Annotated in this window: 24 protein-coding genes and 1 pseudogene; 12 read left to right on the top strand and 13 right to left on the bottom strand. The window is 56.8% G+C overall.

The genetic code is table 11. From position 1 onward, the window contains the following. The first annotated feature begins 59 nt into the window (after positions 1-59). Both E4T21_RS09780 and E4T21_RS09775 read left to right on the top strand, forming a co-directional pair. Complete coding sequence (locus tag E4T21_RS09780; RefSeq protein ID WP_187775143.1) at positions 60-1,160, top strand: TlpA family protein disulfide reductase; 1,101 nt, start codon at positions 60-62, stop codon at positions 1,158-1,160. A 91-nt stretch (positions 1,161-1,251) separates the two neighbouring features. Continuing rightward, entirely contained in the window at positions 1,252-3,390 is a 2,139-nt protein-coding gene (locus tag E4T21_RS09775) for a protein-disulfide reductase DsbD family protein (protein WP_205423486.1), read from the top strand. 41 nt (positions 3,391-3,431) lie between these two features. Here the strand turns inward: E4T21_RS09775 and E4T21_RS09770 are convergent, their stop codons facing one another. The 8 genes and pseudogenes from E4T21_RS09770 to E4T21_RS09735 form a co-directional block, all read right to left on the bottom strand. Further along, positions 3,432-4,160: a class I SAM-dependent methyltransferase gene (locus E4T21_RS09770; RefSeq protein WP_149284814.1), complete on the bottom strand. Its 729-nt coding sequence runs from the start codon at positions 4,158-4,160 to the stop codon at positions 3,432-3,434. A gap of 3 nt (positions 4,161-4,163) precedes the next feature. Continuing rightward, complete coding sequence (locus tag E4T21_RS09765; RefSeq protein ID WP_149284813.1) at positions 4,164-4,556, bottom strand: TfoX/Sxy family protein; 393 nt, start codon at positions 4,554-4,556, stop codon at positions 4,164-4,166. Then, complete coding sequence (locus E4T21_RS09760; protein WP_149284812.1) at positions 4,553-4,855, bottom strand: antibiotic biosynthesis monooxygenase family protein; 303 nt, start codon at positions 4,853-4,855, stop codon at positions 4,553-4,555. The genes E4T21_RS09765 and E4T21_RS09760 overlap by 4 nt, the downstream gene beginning before the upstream one ends. A 25-nt stretch (positions 4,856-4,880) precedes the next feature. Then, positions 4,881-5,525, bottom strand: coding sequence for an OmpA family protein (locus E4T21_RS09755; protein WP_187775142.1), 645 nt, complete (start codon positions 5,523-5,525; stop codon positions 4,881-4,883). Positions 5,526-5,582: 57 nt separating this feature from the next. After that, positions 5,583-6,095, bottom strand: a complete 513-nt coding sequence (locus E4T21_RS09750) for a hypothetical protein (RefSeq protein WP_149284810.1) — start codon at positions 6,093-6,095, stop codon at positions 5,583-5,585. Between the two features lie 135 nt (positions 6,096-6,230). Continuing rightward, positions 6,231-6,785 (bottom strand): nucleotidyltransferase family protein, encoded by a 555-nt coding sequence (locus E4T21_RS09745; RefSeq protein ID WP_240349348.1) that lies wholly within the window; start codon positions 6,783-6,785, stop codon positions 6,231-6,233. Positions 6,786-6,834: 49 nt separating this feature from the next. Further along, positions 6,835-7,301: pseudogene (locus tag E4T21_RS09740) on the bottom strand (GFA family protein). A 91-nt stretch (positions 7,302-7,392) separates the two neighbouring features. After that, positions 7,393-8,040, bottom strand: coding sequence for a TetR/AcrR family transcriptional regulator (locus E4T21_RS09735; protein ID WP_149284808.1), 648 nt, complete (start codon positions 8,038-8,040; stop codon positions 7,393-7,395). Positions 8,041-8,189: 149 nt separating this feature from the next. Here E4T21_RS09735 and fabF point away from each other — a divergent pair, with 149 nt between their 5' ends. Next, a complete protein-coding gene (gene fabF, locus E4T21_RS09730) occupies positions 8,190-9,458 on the top strand; it encodes a beta-ketoacyl-ACP synthase II (RefSeq protein WP_149284807.1) in 1,269 nt (422 codons plus the stop codon). A 149-nt stretch (positions 9,459-9,607) separates the two neighbouring features. Here the strand turns inward: fabF and E4T21_RS09725 are convergent, their stop codons facing one another. Further along, complete coding sequence (locus E4T21_RS09725; RefSeq protein ID WP_187775141.1) at positions 9,608-10,282, bottom strand: FadR/GntR family transcriptional regulator; 675 nt, start codon at positions 10,280-10,282, stop codon at positions 9,608-9,610. 159 nt (positions 10,283-10,441) lie between these two features. Between E4T21_RS09725 and E4T21_RS09720 the strand changes: the two genes are divergently transcribed. Together E4T21_RS09720 and nhaC are read left to right on the top strand one after the other, a co-directional pair. After that, positions 10,442-11,581: a trans-sulfuration enzyme family protein gene (locus E4T21_RS09720; RefSeq protein ID WP_149284805.1), complete on the top strand. Its 1,140-nt coding sequence runs from the start codon at positions 10,442-10,444 to the stop codon at positions 11,579-11,581. A gap of 20 nt (positions 11,582-11,601) precedes the next feature. Beyond that, positions 11,602-13,095: a Na+/H+ antiporter NhaC gene (gene nhaC / locus E4T21_RS09715; protein ID WP_149284804.1), complete on the top strand. Its 1,494-nt coding sequence runs from the start codon at positions 11,602-11,604 to the stop codon at positions 13,093-13,095. Between the two features lie 91 nt (positions 13,096-13,186). Here nhaC and E4T21_RS09710 read toward each other — a convergent pair whose 3' ends face one another. The 4 genes from E4T21_RS09710 to E4T21_RS09695 all read right to left on the bottom strand — a co-directional run bounded on the left by E4T21_RS09710 (position 13,187) and on the right by E4T21_RS09695 (position 17,356). Further along, positions 13,187-13,951, bottom strand: coding sequence for a 3-keto-disaccharide hydrolase (locus E4T21_RS09710; RefSeq protein WP_149284803.1), 765 nt, complete (start codon positions 13,949-13,951; stop codon positions 13,187-13,189). Between the two features lie 190 nt (positions 13,952-14,141). Beyond that, on the bottom strand, positions 14,142-14,723 hold the full coding sequence (locus E4T21_RS09705) for a gluconate 2-dehydrogenase subunit 3 family protein (protein ID WP_149284802.1): 582 nt from the start codon (positions 14,721-14,723) through the stop codon (positions 14,142-14,144). Further along, positions 14,723-16,408 carry a GMC oxidoreductase gene (locus E4T21_RS09700; protein ID WP_149284801.1) on the bottom strand — a complete coding sequence of 562 codons (1,686 nt, stop codon included), beginning with the start codon at positions 16,406-16,408 and terminating at the stop codon, positions 14,723-14,725. Before E4T21_RS09700 ends, E4T21_RS09705 begins: the two co-directional genes overlap by 1 nt. Positions 16,409-16,471: 63 nt before the next feature. Further along, the gene (locus E4T21_RS09695) at positions 16,472-17,356 is read right to left on the bottom strand and encodes a sugar phosphate isomerase/epimerase family protein (protein ID WP_149284800.1); all 885 of its coding nucleotides are present in this window, start codon (positions 17,354-17,356) and stop codon (positions 16,472-16,474) included. A 503-nt stretch (positions 17,357-17,859) separates the two neighbouring features. Between E4T21_RS09695 and E4T21_RS09690 the strand changes: the two genes are divergently transcribed. The 7 genes from E4T21_RS09690 to yidD all read left to right on the top strand — a co-directional run bounded on the left by E4T21_RS09690 (position 17,860) and on the right by yidD (position 22,964). After that, positions 17,860-18,714 (top strand): ATP-dependent zinc protease family protein, encoded by an 855-nt coding sequence (locus E4T21_RS09690; protein WP_149284799.1) that lies wholly within the window; start codon positions 17,860-17,862, stop codon positions 18,712-18,714. Positions 18,715-18,775: 61 nt separating this feature from the next. Continuing rightward, entirely contained in the window at positions 18,776-20,290 is a 1,515-nt protein-coding gene (locus tag E4T21_RS09685; protein ID WP_149284798.1) for a UUP1 family membrane protein, read from the top strand. Between the two features lie 25 nt (positions 20,291-20,315). Beyond that, complete coding sequence (locus E4T21_RS09680; RefSeq protein ID WP_149284797.1) at positions 20,316-21,302, top strand: alpha-L-glutamate ligase-like protein; 987 nt, start codon at positions 20,316-20,318, stop codon at positions 21,300-21,302. A 64-nt stretch (positions 21,303-21,366) separates the two neighbouring features. Further along, a complete protein-coding gene (locus E4T21_RS09675) occupies positions 21,367-21,813 on the top strand; it encodes a transcriptional repressor (RefSeq protein WP_149284796.1) in 447 nt (148 codons plus the stop codon). Between the two features lie 96 nt (positions 21,814-21,909). After that, positions 21,910-22,383: a phosphoribosyl-AMP cyclohydrolase gene (gene hisI / locus E4T21_RS09670; protein WP_149284795.1), complete on the top strand. Its 474-nt coding sequence runs from the start codon at positions 21,910-21,912 to the stop codon at positions 22,381-22,383. Next, positions 22,319-22,531, top strand: coding sequence for a pentapeptide repeat-containing protein (locus tag E4T21_RS21650; protein WP_149284794.1), 213 nt, complete (start codon positions 22,319-22,321; stop codon positions 22,529-22,531). The genes hisI and E4T21_RS21650 overlap by 65 nt, the downstream gene beginning before the upstream one ends. Positions 22,532-22,550: 19 nt before the next feature. Then, positions 22,551-22,964 (top strand): membrane protein insertion efficiency factor YidD, encoded by a 414-nt coding sequence (gene yidD, locus E4T21_RS09665; RefSeq protein ID WP_149284793.1) that lies wholly within the window; start codon positions 22,551-22,553, stop codon positions 22,962-22,964. Positions 22,965-22,967 lie beyond the last annotated feature (3 nt).

The following is a 22,967-nucleotide window of genomic DNA, read 5'->3' as shown; positions in this document are numbered from 1 at the left end:
CATATGGTCCGTATTTGGCCCGTTGTACTGCCACTCCACCGTCCAACAGGATGAGATTGATGCAGACCAAAAAATCCTGGCTTTCAGTTGCCATACTGTTCGCCCTATTGCTCGGCCACATTGGCCCAATCCAGGCTGCCGATCAGGACAGCGTTGAGCAGGACCAAGCCGATCAGGATGAGGCCTATGATATGGATGCCGACGGCGAGCAGCGTGCCAAGGCGGCAGGCGAATCGCTGATCGGCCAACCCGGTCCGGAGATGAGTTTGACCACTCTGGACGGTGAAACCATTGATCTCGCCAGTCTGTACGGCAATAAACCGGTCTACATAAAATTCTGGGCGACCTGGTGTGTACCGTGTCGCCAGCAGATGCCTGGCTTCCAGAAGTTCCAAGAGGAGCACGGCGATGATATTCAAGTCATCGCCGTGAACACGGGTTACGCCGATACTGCCGAGGCGGCGAGAGCCTATCGCGAAGAAATGGGATTGACCATGCCGATCACGGTGGATGATGGCACGCTAGGCGAAGCCCTGAACCTGCGCGTGACCCCACAGCACGTGCTGATTGATCGCAGTGGTCATATCGCCTACATCGGTCATCGAGATGATCAGGAACTGGAGCAGGCGCTGCAGGCAGTACTCGAGGAAGATGGCAAGCAATCCGCTGCCTCCGAGGAAGAGGAAGTCACAGACACGGGCGCCGATACGCTGAAGGTGGGCCAAACGGTCAAGGATCTCTCTGTCACCACGTGGGACGGCAGTACCATTGATCTATCTCGAGCAGATTCAGACAAGCCACTGGGTGTGGTGTTCTTTGCCACCTGGTGTGAGTCCTATCTTGCGGAGAGCAAGCCGGAAACCGCCACTGCCTGCCGTCGTGTACGCGAAACCGTCAATCAACTGAGCGAAGACGAAGAGGTACAGTGGGTAGGTATCATGTCTGGCCTGTGGACCAAGGAATCCGATGTCGAAAGCTATCTTGCCAGCACCGAGACGGATATTCCCGTGGTGCTCGATGCCGAGGGTGAGCTACATCGAGCCTTCGACATTCGACAGATACCTTCTGTCGTGCTGATCAGTGCTGACGGGCAGATAACAGAGAAGCTTGGACCGCAAGACACCAAACTGACCGAGGCGGTGGAGCGTCTCAGCCAATAGGCAGCCCCCTTCTCTTCTATCCTCTTTTCCGCTCCGGAGACGGAGCGGTTATCTTCTGATGAAATAGCCCGCCGCGCGGGGGTTGGAGCCAATGACGACATTCCTGTTCCGCTGCCTGCTTCTCTGCTGCCTGTCTTCCGCGTTGTTCCTGCAGACAGCCGCCGCCCAGGGAATGCCCGGTGCCTCTGACGAGGTGCTGATCAAGAACTCGCTAATCGCGGAAACAGACCGGCCCGCACCAGGTACATCAAGTACCTTGGCCGTGCTCATGGAACCGCAATCAGGCTGGCACGGATATTGGAAACAGCCGGGCAACATTGGCTTGCCACCGCAGTTCGATTGGCAGTTGCCGGAAGGCGTCAGTGTTGGCGAACCAGCCTATCCGGTACCGCAGACGCTGATGACTGGCGATCTGATGAATCATGTCTACGAGCACCCTTATGCGCTACTGGTGCCTTTTGAAATAGACGACTCGGTAGCGCAGGGAACCTCGCTTCCCATCACTGCTGATATCAAATACCTTGCCTGCCGAGCGGATGCTTGCGTCCCTGAAGAAGCGTCGCTGGCTATTACGCTGGTTGCTGGAAATGGCGAGGTCCCGTCGGAGCGCAAGGCGCGTTTCGACGAATGGCGGCAAGAGCTTCCGAGACCGCTGGGTTCATCGGCCAGCTTCACTGTGACGGATGATGCTCGACTGCGCCTGAGCATCCCCCTCCCCGCCAGTGTAGAGCTGGACAATCCGCACTTGTTTGTCGCCACCGACAAGATAATCGACCCCGCAGCAGAACAGGTTTTCAGCCGCGAAGGAGATGTGCTGACCGTCGAGATGCTGCTGGACAAGTCTCGGCAGACATCTGGCCCGCCTGCTGAGTTGGAGGCACTGCTGTCATTGGGCAACGGCACCGGCCTGGCATTGCGTGGCCACAATGAGAATGCACCAGCGCCGGGCGACGATAGCCCCCGGAATTTGCCGGAAGCTGGCATGCCAGCTGAGCAGGGCAACACCACTACCCTGCTGCTGACGGCATTGCTCGGTGCTCTGCTGGGCGGTGTTCTTCTTAATATCATGCCCTGCGTGTTCCCGATCCTCAGTCTCAAGGTGCTTAGCCTGGCGCGCCTGTCCGGTGGTAAACGCGAAGCTCGGCGTGAAGCACTGGCCTACACCGCAGGCGTCGTGATCGTTTGCCTCATGCTGGGCGCGGTTATCCTCGCACTGCGTGCTGCCGGTACTCAGATAGGTTGGGCGTTCCAACTGCAGGATCCACGAGTTATCGTGGTGCTTGCCCTGTTGACCGCTGCTATCGGCTTCAATCTGGCCGGATTATTCGAACTGGGCTCCATCAGCAAAGGCGCAAGATTGGCTGATCAGGGAGGCATGGCGGGTGCTTTCTGGACCGGTGTGCTTGCCGCCTTTGTGGCGACGCCCTGCTCTGGCCCTTTCATGGCCACGGCTCTCGGCGCAGCGCTGGTATTACCTCCGTTTGCCGCGCTGGCTGTCTTTGCCGGCCTGGGGCTGGGCATCGCCCTGCCGTTTCTGCTGCTGGGTTTCATACCCGCGCTTAGCCGCTGGCTGCCCCGCCCTGGCCCGTGGATGGAAAGCTTCCGACATCTCATGGCTATCCCCATGTTTCTGACGGCCCTGGCCCTGGCCTGGGTGCTGGGCCGACAGCTCAGCAACGACGGCTTGATAGCGAGCTTTTCTCTGATCATGTTGCTGGCGGTTGGGCTTTGGTTTACCGGTATGCGCCAACGCAATGGCAAGCGGCTGGCTTGGCTGCCAGCAGGACTGGCTGTCGTGCTCGCGTTGGCAGGCAGCATTGTGGTTCCCCACTCCTTTCCTGGGCGTGAAGACCCCGTCACCAACGGGGTAGCAAACGCTTCGGAAGCAACGATGCTCCCCTTCGATAAAAAGCGGCTGGCTGAACTTCAACAGCAGGAAAAGACGGTCTTTGTCTACTTTTCCGCAGACTGGTGCATCACTTGCCAGATAAACGAACAGCGGGTAATCAACACTTCCACAACGCAGCAGGCTTTGGAACAGGCGGGTGTGGTCACCATGAAGGGAGACTGGACCAACGGCGACCCTGCTATCACCGCTTTCCTGCAAGAACATGGCCGCTCTGGAGTGCCGCTCTACCTGTGGTATGCACCAGGAGAAAGCGAGCCCGAGGTGCTTCCACAGATTCTTGAGCCGGATAGTTTTCTAGCGTTAGTTGATAAAGCCCATTAATCCAACATGGTGCCCTAGTCAGAAATACATACCAGAAACCTTCATCGCTGCGCCGCGATCAGGACCATCATCGGACGTTCGGCTTCTTCCGCCAAGTCAGGAACTGCTGCGACCTGTTCTGCGCTCGGCCCCCACTCCTCGACGTGGCGCAGCTCAAAGCCTGCAGCAATCAGTGCATTCAGAGTGGTGCCCAGAGTCCGGTGGTACTTGATGACGCCATCTGCCAGCCAGTTGCTGACTCGCGGGCCTTCGTTCTGGTAGTTATTGACCGGCCATGAGCGCTGGCCTTCAGCATCGATCACCCACTCCTTGCTCTTCGCACAGGTATAGATCGGGTGCTCAGTGGTGAAGACCATCCAACCGCCCGGTTTCAGGGCCTGATGGATGGTCGCCAGGAAAGGTTTGAGATCCGGCAGGTAATGCAGTGCCAATGCACTGTAGGCCAGGTCGAATGCCTGCTCTGGCAGTGTCAGTTGCTCAAGGTCTTCTCGCTGATAGCGAATGCCAGGATCGTCCGTCAGTTCGCGCGCCCGCGCCAGCATTTTTTCAGACAAGTCGACACCGAGCACGTCAGCGGCTCCCGCTTGGCGAGCACTGCGACAGAACCAACCATAGCCACAACCAAGATCAATGACATTCTTGCCGCGAAGCTCTGGCAGCATAGCGTGAATGGAAGCCCACTCGGGCGCTCCGTCCAAACCGAACTGAGAGCGCGGAAGCTGGGCATATCCATCGAAGAATACCGGGTCATCGTAGATATTCTGGGACATGAATCAACCTGAAGGCATTGATGCTGAAACCCCGAGTCTTGCCCAGAACATCAGTTCATCCTGATCCTCCAGGGCTGAATCGGGCACTTCGTAATACGACAGCCGTTTTTGCTTGCGTTCCCCGGAAGGCTGCGAGACCCAATAACTGAATGGTTCGCACCCTTGTTCCACGAATTTCTCGAGATTGTTCGCATCAGTCTTGATGTAAAAGCGATTTTCTCTGCTGAGAATGCCAAACATGCGCCCATCGAGAAACACGCCCATGCTTCCGAACATACGTCGAGCAGAGACGTTGCCCAGGGGAGCAAGTTGATCAAGCAGAAAGTCGAGCAATTCGTGTGAGACACTCATCGCACAGGATACCCCGTACAAGACAACGTGTTTTACTTGCTTCATGGATCTTTCAGAAGATCCTTCACCACTGCAAACTTATAAAGCACACGACTATTCAGCAGCGTATTTCTCATCTTGTTCTGCAGCTCCCTGCCTTCTGTGGTCCAGGCGTGTTCTGCGTCCCTGGAATCGCCATCGGGCCATTGAGCATAGGCAATATATTGGCCATCAGCCGTCTTGTGCAGCCTTGAACCAAGCCCGTCGAATTCCTGGTGTATATACTCTGTGAGACGGCTCCAATGCTCCACGAAAGCCGCCTCCTCTCCTTCCTTTACATTGAACTCAATCAGGTAGCTATACACGTTACGTGCTTCCTCTCGAGCCTTGTCATTGCACCTTCTCCTGCGGCGCTTCCTCTTGAGGAGAAGATAAAATAATCTCTACGCGGCGGTTCTCGGCACGCCCTTCGGGATTGTCATTCCCGTCGATTTCATTTGGCGCGACAGGCTGACTTTCACCAAGCCCCTTGGATAGGATACGTGCCCCATTGATGCCATTGTCCACAAGGTAGCTGGTGACAGCCTCAGCTCTGGCATCGGAAACTTCCTGGTTCTGTTCCTTGGTTCCCGTGGAGTCGGTATATCCCATGACATCCACCAGCACTTCGGGAAGCTCGCTGAGCAATTCGACGAGATGCCCCAGTATGGCCTGACCGCCTTCGGAAAGTGTCTTCCCATCGCTGCCGAACAAGGTATCGCTGGTAGCAGACAGTACAAAGCGCTCATGCTCCCCATCGGAAGCATCTGTCTCAGGCTCATGCAGCATCAAGCCATCATTATGGGCCACAACGTCCTGCACCAGTTGCGACAGCTCCACCGGGTCACGCTCATACTCCTCCACATTCGCCACCAGCTCCCGTACTTCCGGTGTCACCTCGAGAATATAGGGGTCATTGCCGCTCCCCAGTACGCTACCTGCCAATCCGAGAGACAAAAGCACCGCGCTTGCAGAGCGAATGACAGGCTTGCGCATACGAGATGCGAGCCCAGAATGGACCGAAGGAAAGGAGTGGATAGTGAACATGGGCAATCAGTCTTGTGCAGGAATCAGGAAGGGACCCAGCGGTTCCACATCCTGCAGGAACAGCATGACGTTTTCGTCAACCGGAGGAGCAGGAAAAACGCCATACCAGGAGCCAGCGTACATGGCATCACCGGCATTGATGGTCGCAGTCGACGGTGCCAGGGGACGGTCTTCGGTATCTTTCAACAACAGATATTTCCGATTGCCCGCCAGCAGGTAGAAATCCGTCTGATACGCACGCTCTGTCAGATTGTCGTAAAGCTCGATCGGTTCCTCCAACCCGTTACCTACTGGCCGGAAACGCACCTTGATCGTTACTTGCGTACCATCCCGAATGGCAGCACTGACTTCCGCCAGAGCCTTGCCACTGTTATGCATACCGACAGCCAGCACTTTCCTTTGTCCTGCAGAGGCCTCCGCCTGCTGCTCTGGCGTGCTTTCCTGAGAGATTGCCACCCCCGCATGACAGGCCAGGATAGATATTACCAATAGCGCCCTCGCGCGATCGGGGACAGACATCCAGCTCACTCCTTATAAAGCAGGATAAATACCTGATTGGCCAAAATAGCATATCAATCAAGGTAGAAAATGATAGGTCCGCATGAGCGGCCTTCACATCACTTGGCTCTGTTTGGTATCACCGTTTGGCATCACCTAGCCGTCCAGGCTCGAGACAATGACCAGCCGAGGCCATTTCTCCAGCCAGCCCTTCGTTTCAATGCGGGCCTTGAAGGCATCTGGTTTCGGTCGTTTCCAGTTCAGAGTCACGCTACCAGCAAACAAGGCCTCCAGACCCAATGGCGCAACCAACTCAAGCTCCCGTCCGTCACTCACCAGGCGTACCCCAATGGCCGTTTCCATTTCGACCCAATAACTCATGGCATCGGCAGTGGATACGTATGGGGCGTCAGCATTTCTGACGTGCATTCTGGCCTGGTTCTTGACCGACCATGGCAAGTCCGAGACTTCACGCAGCCTGGTTTCCAGAATCCAATCACGCTCAGGGCTTGAGTCCTGGGGATCAAAATAGACTAAATCGATGTCGTCGAGCGGTGTCGACTGCGCATATTCGTGCAACCTGTCCCACACCAGGTTACGCACAAACCCGGCCGCCAGGCACCAGTCCTGGAGCCCGAGCTCACTTGCCCGTTCAAGAGCCGCGAGCCTCTGGGCATCCGCCTTCAGCCACATGAGAAGCTGTTCTTCCAAGTTATCCTTCCATATCTCTATCATGCAGCACGAACAAGCACAGGCACTTTCAGGCAAAACCTAGGCGCTGGTGCCATTCTGCAATGCTCTCCTCAGGATACTCAGCAAAGAACTTGTCGTGCTCATGAGGTGCTACCTGGACCCAATCAGGTTTGCTTGCCAGCATCAGATGCACATTTTCTGGCGGTACTGGCAATTCAGTGTCGATAGCCGAGGCAAAGGGGTGCACAAGCTCCGGCCAATGAGGATCATAGACCCATAATGCCGTGGCACAATGCCGCAGAAATGACGCTCCCCCGAGCTGGGTTCACCATCAATGACGGCATGGTAGATGCCTTTATGTTGACTTCCATCGACCTGAAGGGTCTCGGCCTGGCCGCTCAGGTTGATGGCATAGCCACCACCGCCCGCCGTCTTGCGACATATCGAGCAATAGCAGCGTTGGTAGGGATAGGGATGTGGGGACTCGACGCTGAATGTCACCGCACCGCAGTGACAGGAGCCTTGCAGCAACATGGTTTGCCTCCAGGGTAAGGATGGTGGCTATCAGCGTAGCGGATAGCGGCTCTTACGAATAACCACCTCGGGCAAACTACCCACTGCATTCTTACCTTACGGCACTCTCGAACAACTGATTCACTTCGCGATCATCAACTCCAAGTGTCAGCAGAATCTGCTTCTGGGCGGCCTCCAGTACACTCATGCGTTCCTGCTCGTCAGGCAGGCTTCTGGCGATGGCGACCGCGCCAACCAGTGAGGCGAGAATGGCGCGAGATTTCTCCGCGATCGCTTCTCGGTTCGGCTCGAATGGAAGCTTTTTCAGCCGGCTCAGAGCAATCAAGCGAGTCTCGAGCATCTTTTTCATACGCAGATATGAAGCTTCGAACAGCACCTTGATCTCGGCGTTGTCGTTGCCTAGCTCGTTGAACAGTACGTTTTCAGGACCAGGCTTGCTCTTGCGCTCCAATTCCCGAAGGTTGCAGTAGTTGGCCACGAGTGCCGTCAAGTGCTTGACCGATAACGGCCCCTTGACGAGGCGCGCGGCACGACTGTGCTTCAAGGTTTCACTGATGGAAGCACGGTACAGCGCTTCCTTGGACTCAAAATGGGCATAGAAGGCACCATGCGTCATCTTTGCCAGCTTCATGATCTGTCCGATCGAGACCTTGTTGAAGCCGTAGCGACAGAACAATTCAGTGGCTGAAGTCAGAATACGTTCTCTGGAACTTGCCTTGTGAGTAGCGGAATATGGCATGACGTCCTCGCCATCATTGAATCTGGGAAAACACTCGCGAAATCCTCCAACAATATCATCGTGCTATCTGAATATTATCTTGATCATATAAAGCCCAGTGATAGCGTCACGATGACATTTGGTTTCAGGAGCAGTTTTCAGGAGGTCGTATGAAATCACCTATTGTCATCACCGGCATGGGCATGGTCAGCCCATTGGGTTGCGGCGTCAAGGCCGTTTGGGAACGCCTGGTGTCAGGGCGCTCAGGAATCGGCCTCATTTCACGCTTCGATACCAGTGCTCTGCCCATCAAGATAGCGGGCCTGGTTCCGGAGATTGCTGACGATGACGAGGCCGGACTCGACCTGGACCAGGTCGTCAGCCCCAAGGAACGCCGCAAGCAGGATCTGTTCTCCTTGTATGCTCTGGCTGCCGCGGAGCAGGCTTTGTCCCAGGCGAACTGGTTCCCGGAAGATCCGCAAGGGCAACGCGCCACGGCAACCATCATCGCAACGGGAATCGGTGGGTTTCCGACCATCACCCAAGCGCAGAATACCCTGACTCAGCAAGGTCATCGACGCTTGTCACCTTTTACGGTGCCAGCCTTTCTTGCCAACATGGCAGCCAGCCAGCTGTCGATTCGCTATGGCTTCCGTGGTCCCTTGGGTTGCCCTGTCACGGCTTGTGCAGCAGGCCTGCAAGCCATCGGCGATGGCATGCGCATGATACGCAGTGGAGAAGCTGACGTTGCCCTGGTCGGTGGCGCCGAGGCCTGTGTCGACCCTCTTTCCCTGGCGGGATTTCATGCACTCAAGGCGCTGTCGACCGAGCAGCAGGCGCCAGCCAGTGCTTCTCGCCCTTTTGATCAGTCACGCAATGGTTTCGTCATGGGAGAAGGCGCGGGATTGATGGTCATCGAGACCCTGGAGCACGCCTTGAAGCGTGGCGCCACGCCATTGGCCATTGTCAGAGGTTATGGCACCAGCGCTGATGCCTACCACATCACGGCGGGCCCGGAAGACGGTGCAGGTGCCGCCGATGCTATCCACACTGCGTTGCGCATGGCTGAGCTGGAGCCCAGGGATATCAGCTATATCAACGCCCACGCCACATCCACTCCGGTGGGTGACAGGGCCGAAGTTGCTTCGCTCCGGCGTGTCTTTGGTGATGACTTGCCCAATATCCCGATTTCTTCCACCAAATCCGCGACCGGGCACCTGCTGGGAGCTGCCGGTGGCGTGGAGAGCCTGTTCAGTGCCATGGCCACGATGACCAATCGATTGCCGCCAACACTGAACATGGATAGCGCTGATGCAGACATGCAGGACCTGGACTTTGTACCAGGCGTTGCCCGGGAACAGGCGACCCAGCATGTACTATGCAACGGCTTTGGCTTTGGTGGGGTCAATGCAGCTCTGATCGTCAGTCGCTTCGAGTAACGCCAGGGCGGATGCGAAGCATGAAGAAATAACACCATGTTGAAATAACACCATAAAAGGCCGAGGCAGTAACCTCGGCCTTTTATGGTGCGTGCATGCCTTGCCCAGAGCAGTCGTTATACAGAGCAGTCGTTACGAAGAGCTGTCGGCTACATCTCTTCGACAGTGCGCCGAGTCGCCTCGATCAGAGCGCCGAAGGCGCTGACAGCAGCGGACTCGTTACGCTGGCGCATGGCATCAAGCAGTTCGACGTGATGATCGAAGCTGGCGTCAAATACCTGCAGGCGATCTTCCAGGCTGTCCCAGGAAACATACAGATCGTCATGCATCAGCCTGATCAGGCCTACCAGCACACTGTTGCCGCAGGCCTCGTAGATGGCCAGATGAAACGCCGCATCGGCCTCGCTGATGCCAAGAAAGTCCTCTTTTTCTCTCGCCCGTTCATAGGCCTCGAGATGCGTGGCCATTTCCGCGAAAGCTGCCTCTGATCCACGCTGCGTTGCCAGCACAATGGCACGTTCTTCCAGCGCCTGGCGTACATCCAGCATCTCCAGCAGGTGCTCTTTGGCATCACTCAGTCCGAGTGTTTCCAACAGCTGAAAGGTCTTCTGTTCACTGACGAATATGCCTTTGCCGTTGATGATCTCGATGATGCCCTCAGCCTCGAGTTTCTTGAGGCCCTCTCGCAGCGTTGAGCGCCCTACTCCCAGGCGTACCATCCATTCAGATGCCGAAGGCAACTGATCACCCGCCTTGAGCTGTTTCTCGTTGATCCAGGTGCTGATCTCACCGGCAACGGTATCGGATAAATAGAGCCGTTTCATTATCTTGAACAAGCACCCCGTTATTGGTTGGCAACTCACCTGGTCGAACGTAATCGTATACCTTCGCCGGTTCAATTGATGCAAGTAGCGCTCCATGCTAGCTTGACCTATCAGACAGGCTGACAGCTACTAACATAAATCGTATGACGAGGTACGCAATTGGACAGCCAGGATCGCTACATCTGCCATCATGCCTTTGAAGAAGACGCGGGCCACCATGGTGCGGTCACTCCGCCAGTCTACCAGACCAGCATCTTCACCTTTCCTGATCTGGAAACTTTCAGTCGCGCTCAGTTGAAGGAACGCGAACACTACATCTATAGCCGTGGACTCAACCCCGGCATCAAGCTGGTGGAGCACAAGCTTGCGGCTCTTGAACGTGGTGAAGCCTGCAAGGCATTTGCCTCGGGCATGGGAGCCATCGCAGCCACACTGTTCTCGCTACTGCGTCAGGGTGACCATGTACTGCGCATCAACCAGACTTATGGCCCGACGGTCGAGCTGCTCGACCAGCTTGGTGCCTATGGCATCGCGCATGACGGCATTCGCGGCGACGATGATATCGAGGCCGCGCTACGTCCCACTACCCGCCTCATCTACGTGGAAAGCCCTTCATCCATGCTGATGGAGCTGGCAGACCTGGATGCCATCGCTCGTCTGGCCAGTACCCGCAACATCATCACGGTCATTGATAACACCTGGGCCACACCGCTGTTCCAGAAACCACTGCAACACGGCTTCGATCTCGTCATTCATTCCTTATCCAAGTACATCGGGGGGCACAGCGACGTCGTCGGAGGCGCCGTCATCGGCTCCTCCGAGATGGTTGACCGGTTGTTCGCTGTCGGCCATCAACTGCTTGGTGCCGCCCTGGCCCCACAGAATGCCGCGCTGGTTCTACGAGGTCTGCGTACGCTGCCATTGCGCATGGCAGAACATCAGCGCAACGCACTGCACGTCGTCAGGTTCCTCGCTGCCCAGCCTCAGGTGCTGGAAGTCCATCATCCCAGTCTCGCATCAGGCCAGGTCGCCAATTGGGCAGAAAAGCAGCTCAGTGGTCACACGGGACTATTGAGCTTCCGAATCCAGCAGCCGACCTATTCCCGGATCGCCAGATTCATCGATGCGCTTCAGCTGTTCCGCATCGGGGTGAGCTGGGGCGGTTATGAAAGTCTCGCGGTGTCTCCCATGCGTCCCGATGGCAGTGGACAGCCACTTATTCGTCTTGCCATTGGTCTGGAGGACATCGACGACATCCTTGCCGATCTTGCCAGGGGGTTGAACGCCCTCGATCACTGAGCGCTTCAGGAGGATTCCACATGCCAGCTCAGCAACAATTACAACCGGGTTTCGTACCATCGCTATTACTGGTAACCGCCATTGCTGTCGCGATTACCTATGGCATCGTCATCTCAGGTCTGCACACTGAACTGGTGCTGATCAGTTGCGGTGCGGTGGCAACGCTTTTCACTATCCTTCATGGCGGCACCTGGCAATCGGTAATGGACATCATGGGCCACAAGATCAAGACAGCCCTGACCGCTATCCTCGTGCTTTACAGCATCGGCATGATCATCGGTACCTGGATGATCTCCGGCACCATCCCTTACTTCATCTACCACGGCCTGGAACTGGTGGATCCACGTTACCTGTATGTGATGGCCTTCTTCGGAACAGCAATCGTGTCGACCTTTACCGGCACGTCCTGGGGTTCCGCCGGTACATTGGGAGTGGCCATCATGGGCATCGCCACGGCCATGGACGTCAATCTCGCCATTACCGCTGGTGCAGTGCTTTCCGGGGCTTATTTCGGTGACAAGCTGTCACCACTTTCCGATACCACTATCATGGCCTCCATGGTCGTCGGCGTAGATCTCTATCGACATATCCGCCATCTGATGTTCACTTCGTTGCCGGCCGCAGTACTTGCTGCTGCCGTCTATCTGTTGCTGGGCCTGAATATGGGAGATAGCACAGCAACGCCTGCTGCCATTGCGGAAGGTGCCGAGCAGATTCGCTCTCTCTTCGATCTCAATCTGTGGTTGATGCTACCGGTGGTCATCGTGCTGACCGGCTCCATCCGCAAGAAGCCCACTCTAGTAGTGCTGTTCCTTGCTACGCTATGCGCCATCGTGCTGGCCCTTATCGTGCAACAGGCACCGCTATCAGCCGTGGCCTCAGCCGCAGTGTCAGGTTTCAATGTCGAGTTGCTGAGCATGATCCACCCGGAAATCGATGTGGACAGTCTCCTGCCGGCGCTGCTGACTCTGCTCAATCGTGGTGGGCTCTACAGCATGCATGGCGCGGTACTCTTCGTGTTCTGCGCCTTCTTCTTTGCCTCGGCATTGGAAGCCTCCGGCGTTCTGCAGGTCGTCCTGAACAGGACCCTTGCCTACGTACGCTCCGCTACCGGCACCATCCTTGCCTCGCTGGCAGCGGGAATGGCGATCATCCTCGCGACGGGCAACAGTTACGTGACCTTCTTCCTGACTCGCGAGTTGTTCGCCGAACAGTATCGCAAGCGCGGTCTGCACCCCCTGAATCTGTCACGCAGCCTCGAGGACGGCGGCATGATCCCGGAACCACTGGCCCCCTGGACAGTATCGGCGGTGTACATGGCCGCCACCCTGGGCGTAGCAACCATAGAGTATGCTCCCTGGGCCCTGTTCAACTATCTCGGCCTGCTCTTCTCGATAGTGCTTGCAGTAGCTGGCCCGTGGACGGGCTGGTTCGGGGTGCGACGCATTGCCGTGGAGGGCGACGTCACCGAGAATGGCGTCGGAGAACAAGTGGCAGAGCCGATCGCCCGCTAGCCGCCTTCCCTACGCTGGACATACAAGGCCCCGGCAGCATCCCTGCTGTCGGGGCCATTCATGCAGTGTCAGCCTTCCAATTTCCGCCTCATCAGCTCTCGCTATCGGGCTCGCCACTCAATGGCCTGACCCAGATATTGCGATAGCTTACATCAGCGTCGTGATCCTGGAGATACAACGGAGCACAGTCATGTGCCGTGTACTCAGGCTCTCCTATCCATTCCGTATTGCCCTGGATCTCGACATGGTTCTGCACCAGCACGCCGTTGTGCAGCACACTGACATAGGCCGGTGATTCAAGCTCACCGTTGGTATCGAAGCGTGGCGCAGTGAAGATGATATCGTAGTTCTGCCACTCTCCCGGTGCCCGTGAAGCATTCACCAACGGGATATGCTGCTTGTAGACCGATGCAGCCTGGCCATTGGCGTAGGTGGGATTGTCCCAGGAATCCAGTACCTGCACTTCATAACGCTCCTGCAGGAAGATGCCGCTGTTGCCACGATCCTGGCCATCGTAGCCTTGCGTGTCGGCAGGTGCGCGCCATTCGACATGCAATTGCATGTCGCAGAATGCGTCCTTGGTACGGATGCCACCTTGTCCCCGGGCAACGCTGACAGCCCCATCTTCGATTTTCCATGGCGCGCTGCCACCCTCTTCGCCTTCCCAGGCATCGAGGTTTGTTCCATCAAACAGCACGACAGCATCAGAGGGAGCCTGGCCCGGTTCCGCCGAGACTTTCTCTGGCACAGGCTCCCATACTTCTGTCTTGGCGGCCTGCTGCTCTTCCGGTGTCAACTCTTGCGCTGACAGTTCATCAGACGCCAGCACGGTACCACCAGATACGCATAACAGCATGCAGGCGGCTCCCAAACGGGAAAACCCACGAAGAGACGAGCTCTGCGGCATGACAACACCTCCCTGTCAGCGGCCTCTGTCACAGAGGCCGCTTTCAATGAATGACACATCGAGAATCAAGTTGAACAATGCATGACGACACATACGGCATAGCGCATACGGCTATAGATTGTGCCGAAGGAAAAACGGATCACGTCGCCCAGGCTGGCTCTCCAGGCTGGTAGGTCAGATCGCCATCGTAACGCCCGGGCACCGCCACATAGCTCAGTACTTCTGTGGCACCGACCTTCGAGGTAAAGAAGCCGAACAGCGTGAGCTGCTTGATCAGGGTAAAGCCATTGGTCACGCCGGTCTCATCATCGATGCTTGGTTCGATCCCCTTTTCCTGGAGTTCGGCCAATGCCTCTTTGTCGAGGACAGCGATGAGCTCTTCACGCTCATTGGCATCCATCTCCATGAAACTGCGCCCATACTTCTCGTCACTACGTGCTTGAATGTCACTGACACCCTGCAAGAAGATGGCGCGCTGTTGCTCGGTGTAGCAATCACGTACGAACACTTCCATGAACTCGGCCACCTTGGCGTCCTTGGCGCCTGGGGTTTGCGTACGGGGCAGGATGGTCTCCGAGACTTCTTCCAGGATGCCACGCTGTTCAGCATTGAACAGCACCTTTTCAGCATCGCCCGCAGCCCAGGTAAACATGGCATTGCCGCCCACCATGGCGGCGCCAGTCGCCACGGTAATCATCTTCAGCAGTTCTCGACGCTGCATCACAGATTCCCCTTCTTCAGTTCGGATACGGCGAAATCCACGGCCCGCGCAGTCAGTGCCATGTATGTCAGCGACGGGTTCACGCAGGAAGCCGACGTCATGCAAGCCCCATCGGTGATGAATACATTGGGTGCATCCCACACCTGGTTATGGGCATTGAGTACCGAAGTGGCTGGATCACGGCCCATGCGCGCGCTTCCCATCTCATGGATGCCCATGCCAGGACCATAGTCTTTCTCTACCGCTCTTACATTCTTCACGCCGGCGGCTTCAAGAATGTCCATGGCGTCCTGGGTCATGTCCTTGCGCATGGCCTGCTCGTTTTCCTTGAGCTCCACGTTCATGGCCAGTACTGGCAGGCCCCATTTGTCGGTCACACTGTGATTCAGGGAGATGCGGTTGTCGTGGTATGGCAGCATTTCGCCAAAGCCTGTCATGCCAACCGTCCAGCCGCCTGGCTCGCTTAGCGCCTGCTTGAAGGCAGCTCCTGGGCTCAATTCCGCAATGTTGCGCTCCCAACCCTGGCGACTGGCCGAGCCCTGGTAACCGAAGCCACGCAGATAATCACGTTGTTCATCGCCGAGATTGCGGAAACGAGGGATATAGAAGCCCGCAGGACGGCGCCCGTAGTAGTAACGGTCGTCATAACCTTCGATGGTACCTGCCGCACCACGACGGAAATGGTGATCCATGACATTGTGGCCCAGCTCACCGCTGCTGCTGCCAAGGCCATCCGGCCAGATGTCCGTGGCCGAGTTCATCAGGATCCAGGTCGAGTTGAACGCAGAGGCATTGAGGAACACTACATCCGCAGTGTATTCGTAGGTCTGGTTGGTTTCTGCATCCAGGACCTCGACACCACGCGCCTTCTTCTTGTCCTTGTCGTACAGCACCTGGGTGACAATGGAGAAAGGCCGCAGGGTCAGGTTGCCGGTGGCCATGGCCGCGGGCAGAGTCGACGATTGAGTACTGAAGTACGCACCGTACGGACACCCCAGCCAGCATTTGTCGCGGAACTGACAGTTGGCACGCCCTTGTTCAGGCTTGGGCTCAGTGATATTGGCCACGCGGCTATGAATCAGATGCCGGGTTCCACCGAATGACTTCTTCAGTCGTTCAGCCATGTCCTTTTCCACGACATTCAGTGGGATAGGCGGAAGGAACTGACCATCCGGCAGCACGTCCAGGCCTTCCCGGGAACCGGAAATGCCAGCAAAGCGCTCTACATGGTCGTACCAGGGTTGCAGGTCGGCATAGCGGATCGGCCAGTCAATCGCGATGCCATCGCGCTGATTGGCTTCAAAATCCAGGTCCGACCAACGGTAGCTATGGCGCCCCCACATCAGGGAACGGCCACCCACGTGATAGCCTCGAAACCAGTCGAAGCGCTTTTCCTCGACATAGGGGCAGTCCTTCTCGTTGGCCCACATGCCCTGAGTCTGCTCATTGAGCGGGTAGTCTCGACTGAGAACCGGGTAATCATCTTTCATCTGCTGGGTGGCTTCGCCTCGATGAGGATAGTCCCAGGCTTCCTTGTGAGCGTTGTGGTAATCCTTGACATGCTCGATGTTGCGCCCCCGCTCAAGCATCAACACCTTGAGGCCCTTTTCTGTCAGCTCCTTGGCCGCCCATCCTCCACTGATGCCAGAGCCTACGACGATGGCATCATAATGCTGGTTCGCCATGCTTCCTCCTCCTTGTTCCGGTCTTCTTGTTGTCTCTGAACCGCGTACCCAAAAGGTCGTTCCTTAACGCTTGACCACATCCACCAGGGTGGACTTGAGGAAGCTGGCCCCCTGCTCGATGACAGCTTGTGCGTCTGCCGGCTGATCGTGTTCGATGATGTACCAGGGATTACCTTCAGCCTCGGCAGCAGGCAGAATCGCTGCCCAATCGAGAACACCTTGATCCAGGGCGGCAAAGCCTTTTTCGTCCTCAGCCGTGCCTTCAGGCGCATTGTCCTTGGCATGAATGGCGAACAGACGGTCCTCGAAATTGGCCAGGTAATCTGCTGGATCCAGACCTGCACGAGCAACCCAGGCCACATCGACCTCTGCCATCACTTCAGGGCCTGCTGCATCCAGCAATATTTCCAGCGCAGTTTCTCCGTCATAGGACTGCATTTCGAAATCGTGATTGTGATAGGCCAAATGCAGATCCTGCTGAGCCAGGTCATCGGCGAGTTCCCCTATTTCTTCGCCCAATGCCTGCCAGCCAGCCTTGTCTGTGGGCCGAGCCTCTTCTTCCAGATATGGGATGACGATGGTGTCGTTACCAATGGCCTTGTGGAAAGCGACCACCTCATCCAGGTCGCTGCGCAGCTTGTTCAACTGCACATGGCTGGAGATGACCTCAAGGCCATGCTTGTCGAGCAACGTTGTCATTTCTTCAGCGCTGACATCCTGGTCACCTACCAGTTCCACGGCATCGACACCGGCTTGTTCCACGGCGGCGAACTGATCATCCAGGGAGCCCAGGTGCCGCAATGTGTACATCTGCACGGCAATGGGCAATGCGGTTTCTTGACCGCTATCCTGAGCCCCTGCTGGCGAGGCACACAGCAGGCCCATGCCAGACAGCAGCACTCCCTTGAGCAAATGGCGATGAACAAGATTGTTTGACGTGACAGTCATGGCGCAACGACTCCTTGTTGTTTTGAACTGATGACGTATCAAGCTGCATTCATGCAGCCGTTCCAGCGTGGCTGTCTTGAATGGCAAGCCAACTTGAATGATAAGCTCATGTAACCGGTTACATGAGCTTATCATTAGTAGCTCATTCCGCACGGTTTGAGGTATCCCCAATTGCTAAGACATTGGTAGCATCGACGATGGTAGTGATCAAAAACCGTTGCCTTGCTGGTGGAACTGGCCCAGGAAAGACACTGCGCGTTATTTCTGGTGAGCCACGACGAAGCTCTGGTTCAACACAGTTGCGATCGGCAGATAGCACTGCATCATTGACGCTTTCACACACAAGAATGCCTCGACTATCGACGGCAGACCGTGGACATGACCGGCACCGCTCCTTATCATCGCTTCATTTATCGAATTGAACGCCGCCCTGAATGGGCGGCGCAACGGCTCGATCTTTCACAATCATTTTCATGTATTGCCGATACAAGGACGCTAGCGTCATGCCACTTCGACCGATTTATGTCTTTCCCCTGATGGGCGCCCTGCTGTTGGGCGGTTGTGCCCTGGCGCCGGTCGATCGCACGCCTCCTCCTGTTCCTGTTTCCCCTGCCCAGTTCGATGCGGGTCTTGCACGGCTCGAGGCCCAGTTGGCCAGCCAGTGCAACTTGACTCAGAGCATGCTGAGTGAAGGTGCTGTACGCGATCAGGTGATCAACTCCGATGTCCGTGCCATCAATGGCCAACTGCGCAGCCTGCGATCTGAATTGGCTAATGCCGCTAGCGGATCTACTCCAGCACCAGCGGCCAGTGAATGTCGCCATGTCGATATTGACGGAGTCAGCGACAAGGAACTGGTCGGGCGCAACGAATGGATCGGCTTGCCCAGTGTCGGCACGTACCTCAAGGCCCGCATCGATTCCGGAGCCAACACCTCTTCTCTGAGTGCCCAGGATATCCGCACCTTTGAGCGCGACGGTGATTCCTGGGTACGCTTCAAGCTCGGCCTCACTGACGACGATGTCGTCATTGATAGTGTTCGGGACAAGTGGATCGAAGCCCCGATAGAGAGAGAGGTAAAGGTGGCACAGGCCAATGGCTCGCAAAGCCGTCCTGTTGTCAGTCTTTTGATGACCCTGGGCCCTATTCGGGAACAGGTGGAATTTACGCTTGCCGACCGTACCGAACTCAATTACCCGGTACTGTTGGGCCGTCGGTTCCTGATGGATATCGCTATCATCGATGTAGCAGAGCATTATCTCCACGCTCGCCCCGAGTTCCCTGGCGGCGAACCTGCCAGTGACTCTGCCGATGAAGAAGCCACCGACACCAAGCAAGACGACCAGGAATCTCTCTGAGACCCAATGCCAGTATGCCGGGTCTCTCATCCCGGCATTACGTCCCTAGCAAGGAAGAATCATGTCCAGACTCCCCTTTTATCTGATCGTCGCCCTGTTGATGGTGGCGGGCATTGCCATGAGCATTCATCGGCATGTGCAATTCGAAGTTCCCTGGACACCAGGTGAACAGCGCCAGGTATGGGAAATCGAGGCCCAGGTAATTTTTGATGGCAATGGCGGTCCGGCCAAGGTGGATATGGCATTGCCTTCATCGCAACCTGGTTTTCGTGTTCTGACCGAACACACGGCCTCACCCGGTTATGGACTGTCCTTCCTGCAGGAAGCAGGCGCCCGTCGTGCCGAATGGTCTACGCGTGAGGCCACCGGCGACCAGCGCCTGTACTACAGCGCCCAGGTGCTGGTCACTGATGACCTGCGCAAGGCGTCAGAAGCACCTGCTGTCACGAAACTTCAGGAAGTGGCCTGGGAACGCCCCTATGACACCGCTGCCGAGCAGGTCATCTCCGATGCCTGGTCCCACTCTTCGGATGCTTCCACCTTCACTCGCGAGTTGATCTCCGAATTCACAGACGAGCGCCAGGGAGAAAATGCTCGCCTGTTGCTGACCCAGTTCGACCGTGTCCCTCTGCTGGTACGTTTGCTCAACCAGGCTGGCGTGCCTGCCCAGGAAGTCAGTGGTCTGATGCTGGAAGATGGCCGTCGTCGCCAGAGCCTGACCTCATGGTTGCAGATCTATGATGATGGCCGGCAGATGCTGTTCGACCCGACCACCGGAGTCCAGGGGCGCCCTGACAACCTGTTGATGTGGGAAAATGCCGGACAGGCCGTGCTTGAAGTCGAAGGCGGCAGCAATTCTCGTATTTCCTTCTCCATGCTGTCCCGCAACCAGCCGGCTGCCGCCGCTGTACGCAGCCAGCTGGCCGAAGACAATGACACCCTGCTGAACTTCTCCATTCATAGCCTGCCGCTGGAAGAGCAGGCGTTGTTCCAGACCATTCTACTGATCCCCATCGGCGCTCTGGTGGTGGTGCTCCTGCGGGTGCTGGTCGGCCTCAAGACCTCGGGTACCTTCATGCCCGTACTGATTGCCCTGGCCTTCATCCAGACCTCGCTGCTGACAGGCCTGGTGGGCTTCCTGCTGGTAGTCGCCACCGGCCTGGTGATCCGAAGTTATCTTTCCCATCTCAATCTACTTCTGGTGGCACGCGTCACGGCGGTGATCATAACCGTCATCGCGATCATCTCGATCTTCACGGTAGTGTCCTACCGCATGGGCCTCAATGCCGGCCTGACCATCACCTTCTTCCCGATGATCATTCTTTCCTGGACCATCGAGCGGATGTCGATCCTGTGGGAGGAAGAAGGCCCCAAGGAAGTGCTCAAGCAGGGTGGCGGTAGCCTGATCACTGCTGTTCTGGCCTACCTGGCGATGAACAACCCCTGGATCCGCCATATCACCTTCAATTTCCTCGGGGTTCAGTTGATCCTTATGGCAATGATCCTGCTGCTTGGCAACTACACCGGTTACCGCCTGCTGGAGCTGCGACGCTTCAAGCCGGTCACGGAGGACTAAGTCATGTGTCACGGAGGACCAGGCCATGCGTAACTGGACCAGCCCAAGCAAGCTGAAGGCCAAGGGCATCATTGGCATGAACCGAAGGAACATCCGCTACATCGGTCGCTACAACGACCGCAGGCTGTATCCTCTGGTTGATGACAAGCTAAAGACCAAATTGCTGGCTCAAGAGTACGGCATTACTACGCCGGGACTGATTGGCACTGTCACCACTCAGTTTGGTGTCCAGCATATTGCCGAGATGCTTGCCGGCCACAACGGCTTTGTGATCAAGCCCGCCAAGGGGAGCGGCGGCAAGGGCATCCTGGTGATCGAGAAGGTCGTTGGCAAGCACTTCCTCAAGCCCAGCGGGGCCGAACTGGATATCGAAGATGTGGAACGCCATGTCTCGAACATCCTGTCCGGCTTGTACTCCCTTGGCGGCTCTCCGGACGTTGCTCTTGTCGAGGCGCTGATCAACTTCGATACCAGTTTCGCCGAATACACTTATGAAGGCGTGCCGGACATTCGCGTCATCGTCTTCAAGGGCTACCCGGTAATGGCCATGATGCGTCTGTCCACTGCGGCCTCGGACGGCAAGGCCAACCTCCACCAGGGCGCAGTCGGGGTTGGCATCGATATCGCCAGTGGACGTGCCGTTCGTGGAGTACAGTTCGATCGTTCACGTACGGATCATCCGGATACCGGGCACGAACTTTCCAGCCTGCGCATCAACGGCTGGACCAAACTGCTGGAGCTGGCCTCGGGGTGCTATGAAATGACAGGGCTCGGCTATCTGGGAACCGACATGGTCCTCGATCGTGATCATGGCCCCATGCTGCTCGAGCTCAATGCGCGCCCGGGCCTGGCCATCCAGATGGCCAATGGTGAAGGGCTGCGTAGCCGCCTGGACCTGATCGAGCGTCAGCCGGAAGGTGTCCCTGTCGAAGAACGGGTGGCATTCTCCCAGCAGCATTTCGCCCGCCAGGGTGAGCTACAGGTGGAAACGGATGTTCCTGCCGCTGTCTAAGCCTGCTGGCCCGCACCGCGGCAGCAGCGTAGACTGGTGATTCGAGAATCGATACCTGGACAACATGACCGATACAGCATTGCTCCACCAGGCTGAACAGCATTGTGCACGCCGTGGTGTCCGTTTCACTCCGATTCGGCGCCGCGTGCTCGAACTGATCGCAGACACCAGCGGAGGCCTGAAAGCCTACGACCTGCTGGATCGGCTTGCCACCGAACATGCCGCGGCCCGTCCTCCAACGGTGTACCGCGCACTGGAGTTCCTGATTGACCAGGGGCTGGTGCATCGCATTGAATCACTCAATGCTTATGTCGCCTGCCACTGTCCAGAGCATACACATCGCTTTCAACTGCTGATCTGCCGCGACTGCGGCAGAGTCGAAGAACTGCACCTGGACGAGATCAACGATCAACTGGCATCCCGGGCCCATGAACTAGGCTTCCAGGTCCAGCGCCAGACCATTGAGTTGCTTGGTTTGTGCCAGGATTGTCGTCAGAGCCTTCAGCGTTAGCGACAAAGAGCCTTCAGCGCTAGAAAGAGCCTTCAGCGATAAAAAAAGCCCTCTGCGTTAGCGACATAAAAAGCCCCTTTTTACTGGACCCTAGTCATGAGTGACACATTCAAGCGTCTTGAACGCGCCGCCCCCGACACTCTCCTCCCCATTAGTGAAGTTCTGGATGCCATCCGCTTCAATGGTGATGGGCTATTGCCCGCCATTGCTCAGCAGCATGACAGCGGAGAAATACTGATGATGGCCTGGATGAATCGCGAGGCGCTGGAAGAAACCTTGAATACTGGCCGTGTCTGCTACTATTCACGTTCGCGCCAGAAGCTGTGGCGAAAAGGGGAATCCTCAGGGCAGCAGCAGCATTTGAAGAGCGCCGCCCTGGACTGTGATGGGGATACCCTGTTGCTGCAGGTCGATCAAACAGGCCCTGCTTGCCACACTGGACGCAAGAGCTGCTTCTATGTCGGCCTGGAGGGGAATCAGGCTCGCATTACCAGCTCGCCGCTGATTGATCCTGATACGCTCTATTCTACCAAGAGCCAGGTTTCAAAGAGCCAAGTTTCAAAGAGCTAGGTTTCAAGGAGCCAGGTTTCAAGGAGCCAGGTCTCAAAGAACCAGACATTCAAGACCACCGTTTTCAAGGGGCTGGTTTTCGAGGGTGAAGCTTCCGAGCAACAAGCGCCCAGGAACTGACTGGCAACTCGGGCTTATCAGGGCCTGAAGCCAGCGAGGACAACACCATGTGCAACGAGAAAAGAAAAGATGCCGCTTCCGGCGCGCAGGCCTCCCTGCTGCGGCGCTGTCTCGCCCTGCCTGCCGTGGTGTTGATCAAAGCCTATCAGCTATTGCTCAGCCCCATTCTCGGACCTCGTTGCCGCTACTGGCCAAGCTGTTCTCATTACGGCAAGGAGGCCATCCAGGTGCATGGGCCACTCAAGGGTGGCTGGCTGACCTTCAAGCGCATCATGCGCTGCCGCCCTGGCGGAGGCAGTGGTATAGACCCGGTGCCCGGCGGGCCGAGCGAGACCATGTGTCAGGAAGACCCGGAGCTAGATGCACAGTTTCGTCCCATTGCTCCCTCGGCCACTCCTGTACCACATCAGCAATCCGACAGAAGCTTCCAATCCGGCAGAAGCTCTCAATCCCAAGGATAAATA

The sequence above is a fragment of the Halomonas binhaiensis genome, assembly GCF_008329985.2.
Taxonomy (GTDB): Bacteria; Pseudomonadota; Gammaproteobacteria; order Pseudomonadales; family Halomonadaceae; genus Halomonas; species Halomonas binhaiensis.
Note: the sequence above shows the minus strand (reverse complement) of the source record. Positions and strands in the feature narration are given on the sequence as shown.

Coding starts and splice junctions, on each gene's coding strand:
- E4T21_RS09710 (WP_149284803.1), bottom strand. CDS start 13,951: ATGCTGTTATGCGTATCTGGTGGTACCGTGCTGGCGTCTGATGAACTG.
- E4T21_RS09700 (WP_149284801.1), bottom strand. CDS start 16,408: ATGGCGAACCAGCATTATGATGCCATCGTCGTAGGCTCTGGCATCAGT.
- E4T21_RS09775 (WP_205423486.1), top strand. CDS start 1,252: ATGACGACATTCCTGTTCCGCTGCCTGCTTCTCTGCTGCCTGTCTTCC.
- E4T21_RS09725 (WP_187775141.1), bottom strand. CDS start 10,282: ATGAAACGGCTCTATTTATCCGATACCGTTGCCGGTGAGATCAGCACC.
- E4T21_RS09675 (WP_149284796.1), top strand. CDS start 21,367: ATGACCGATACAGCATTGCTCCACCAGGCTGAACAGCATTGTGCACGC.
- E4T21_RS09685 (WP_149284798.1), top strand. CDS start 18,776: ATGTCCAGACTCCCCTTTTATCTGATCGTCGCCCTGTTGATGGTGGCG.
- E4T21_RS09765 (WP_149284813.1), bottom strand. CDS start 4,556: ATGAAGCAAGTAAAACACGTTGTCTTGTACGGGGTATCCTGTGCGATG.
- E4T21_RS09680 (WP_149284797.1), top strand. CDS start 20,316: ATGCGTAACTGGACCAGCCCAAGCAAGCTGAAGGCCAAGGGCATCATT.
- E4T21_RS09695 (WP_149284800.1), bottom strand. CDS start 17,356: ATGACTGTCACGTCAAACAATCTTGTTCATCGCCATTTGCTCAAGGGA.
- yidD (WP_149284793.1), top strand. CDS start 22,551: ATGTGCAACGAGAAAAGAAAAGATGCCGCTTCCGGCGCGCAGGCCTCC.
- E4T21_RS09780 (WP_187775143.1), top strand. CDS start 60: ATGCAGACCAAAAAATCCTGGCTTTCAGTTGCCATACTGTTCGCCCTA.
- E4T21_RS09755 (WP_187775142.1), bottom strand. CDS start 5,525: ATGCGCAAGCCTGTCATTCGCTCTGCAAGCGCGGTGCTTTTGTCTCTC.
- E4T21_RS09770 (WP_149284814.1), bottom strand. CDS start 4,160: ATGTCCCAGAATATCTACGATGACCCGGTATTCTTCGATGGATATGCC.
- hisI (WP_149284795.1), top strand. CDS start 21,910: ATGAGTGACACATTCAAGCGTCTTGAACGCGCCGCCCCCGACACTCTC.
- E4T21_RS09750 (WP_149284810.1), bottom strand. CDS start 6,095: ATGTCTGTCCCCGATCGCGCGAGGGCGCTATTGGTAATATCTATCCTG.
- E4T21_RS09735 (WP_149284808.1), bottom strand. CDS start 8,040: ATGCCATATTCCGCTACTCACAAGGCAAGTTCCAGAGAACGTATTCTG.
- fabF (WP_149284807.1), top strand. CDS start 8,190: ATGAAATCACCTATTGTCATCACCGGCATGGGCATGGTCAGCCCATTG.
- E4T21_RS09690 (WP_149284799.1), top strand. CDS start 17,860: ATGCCACTTCGACCGATTTATGTCTTTCCCCTGATGGGCGCCCTGCTG.
- E4T21_RS09705 (WP_149284802.1), bottom strand. CDS start 14,723: ATGCAGCGTCGAGAACTGCTGAAGATGATTACCGTGGCGACTGGCGCC.
- nhaC (WP_149284804.1), top strand. CDS start 11,602: ATGCCAGCTCAGCAACAATTACAACCGGGTTTCGTACCATCGCTATTA.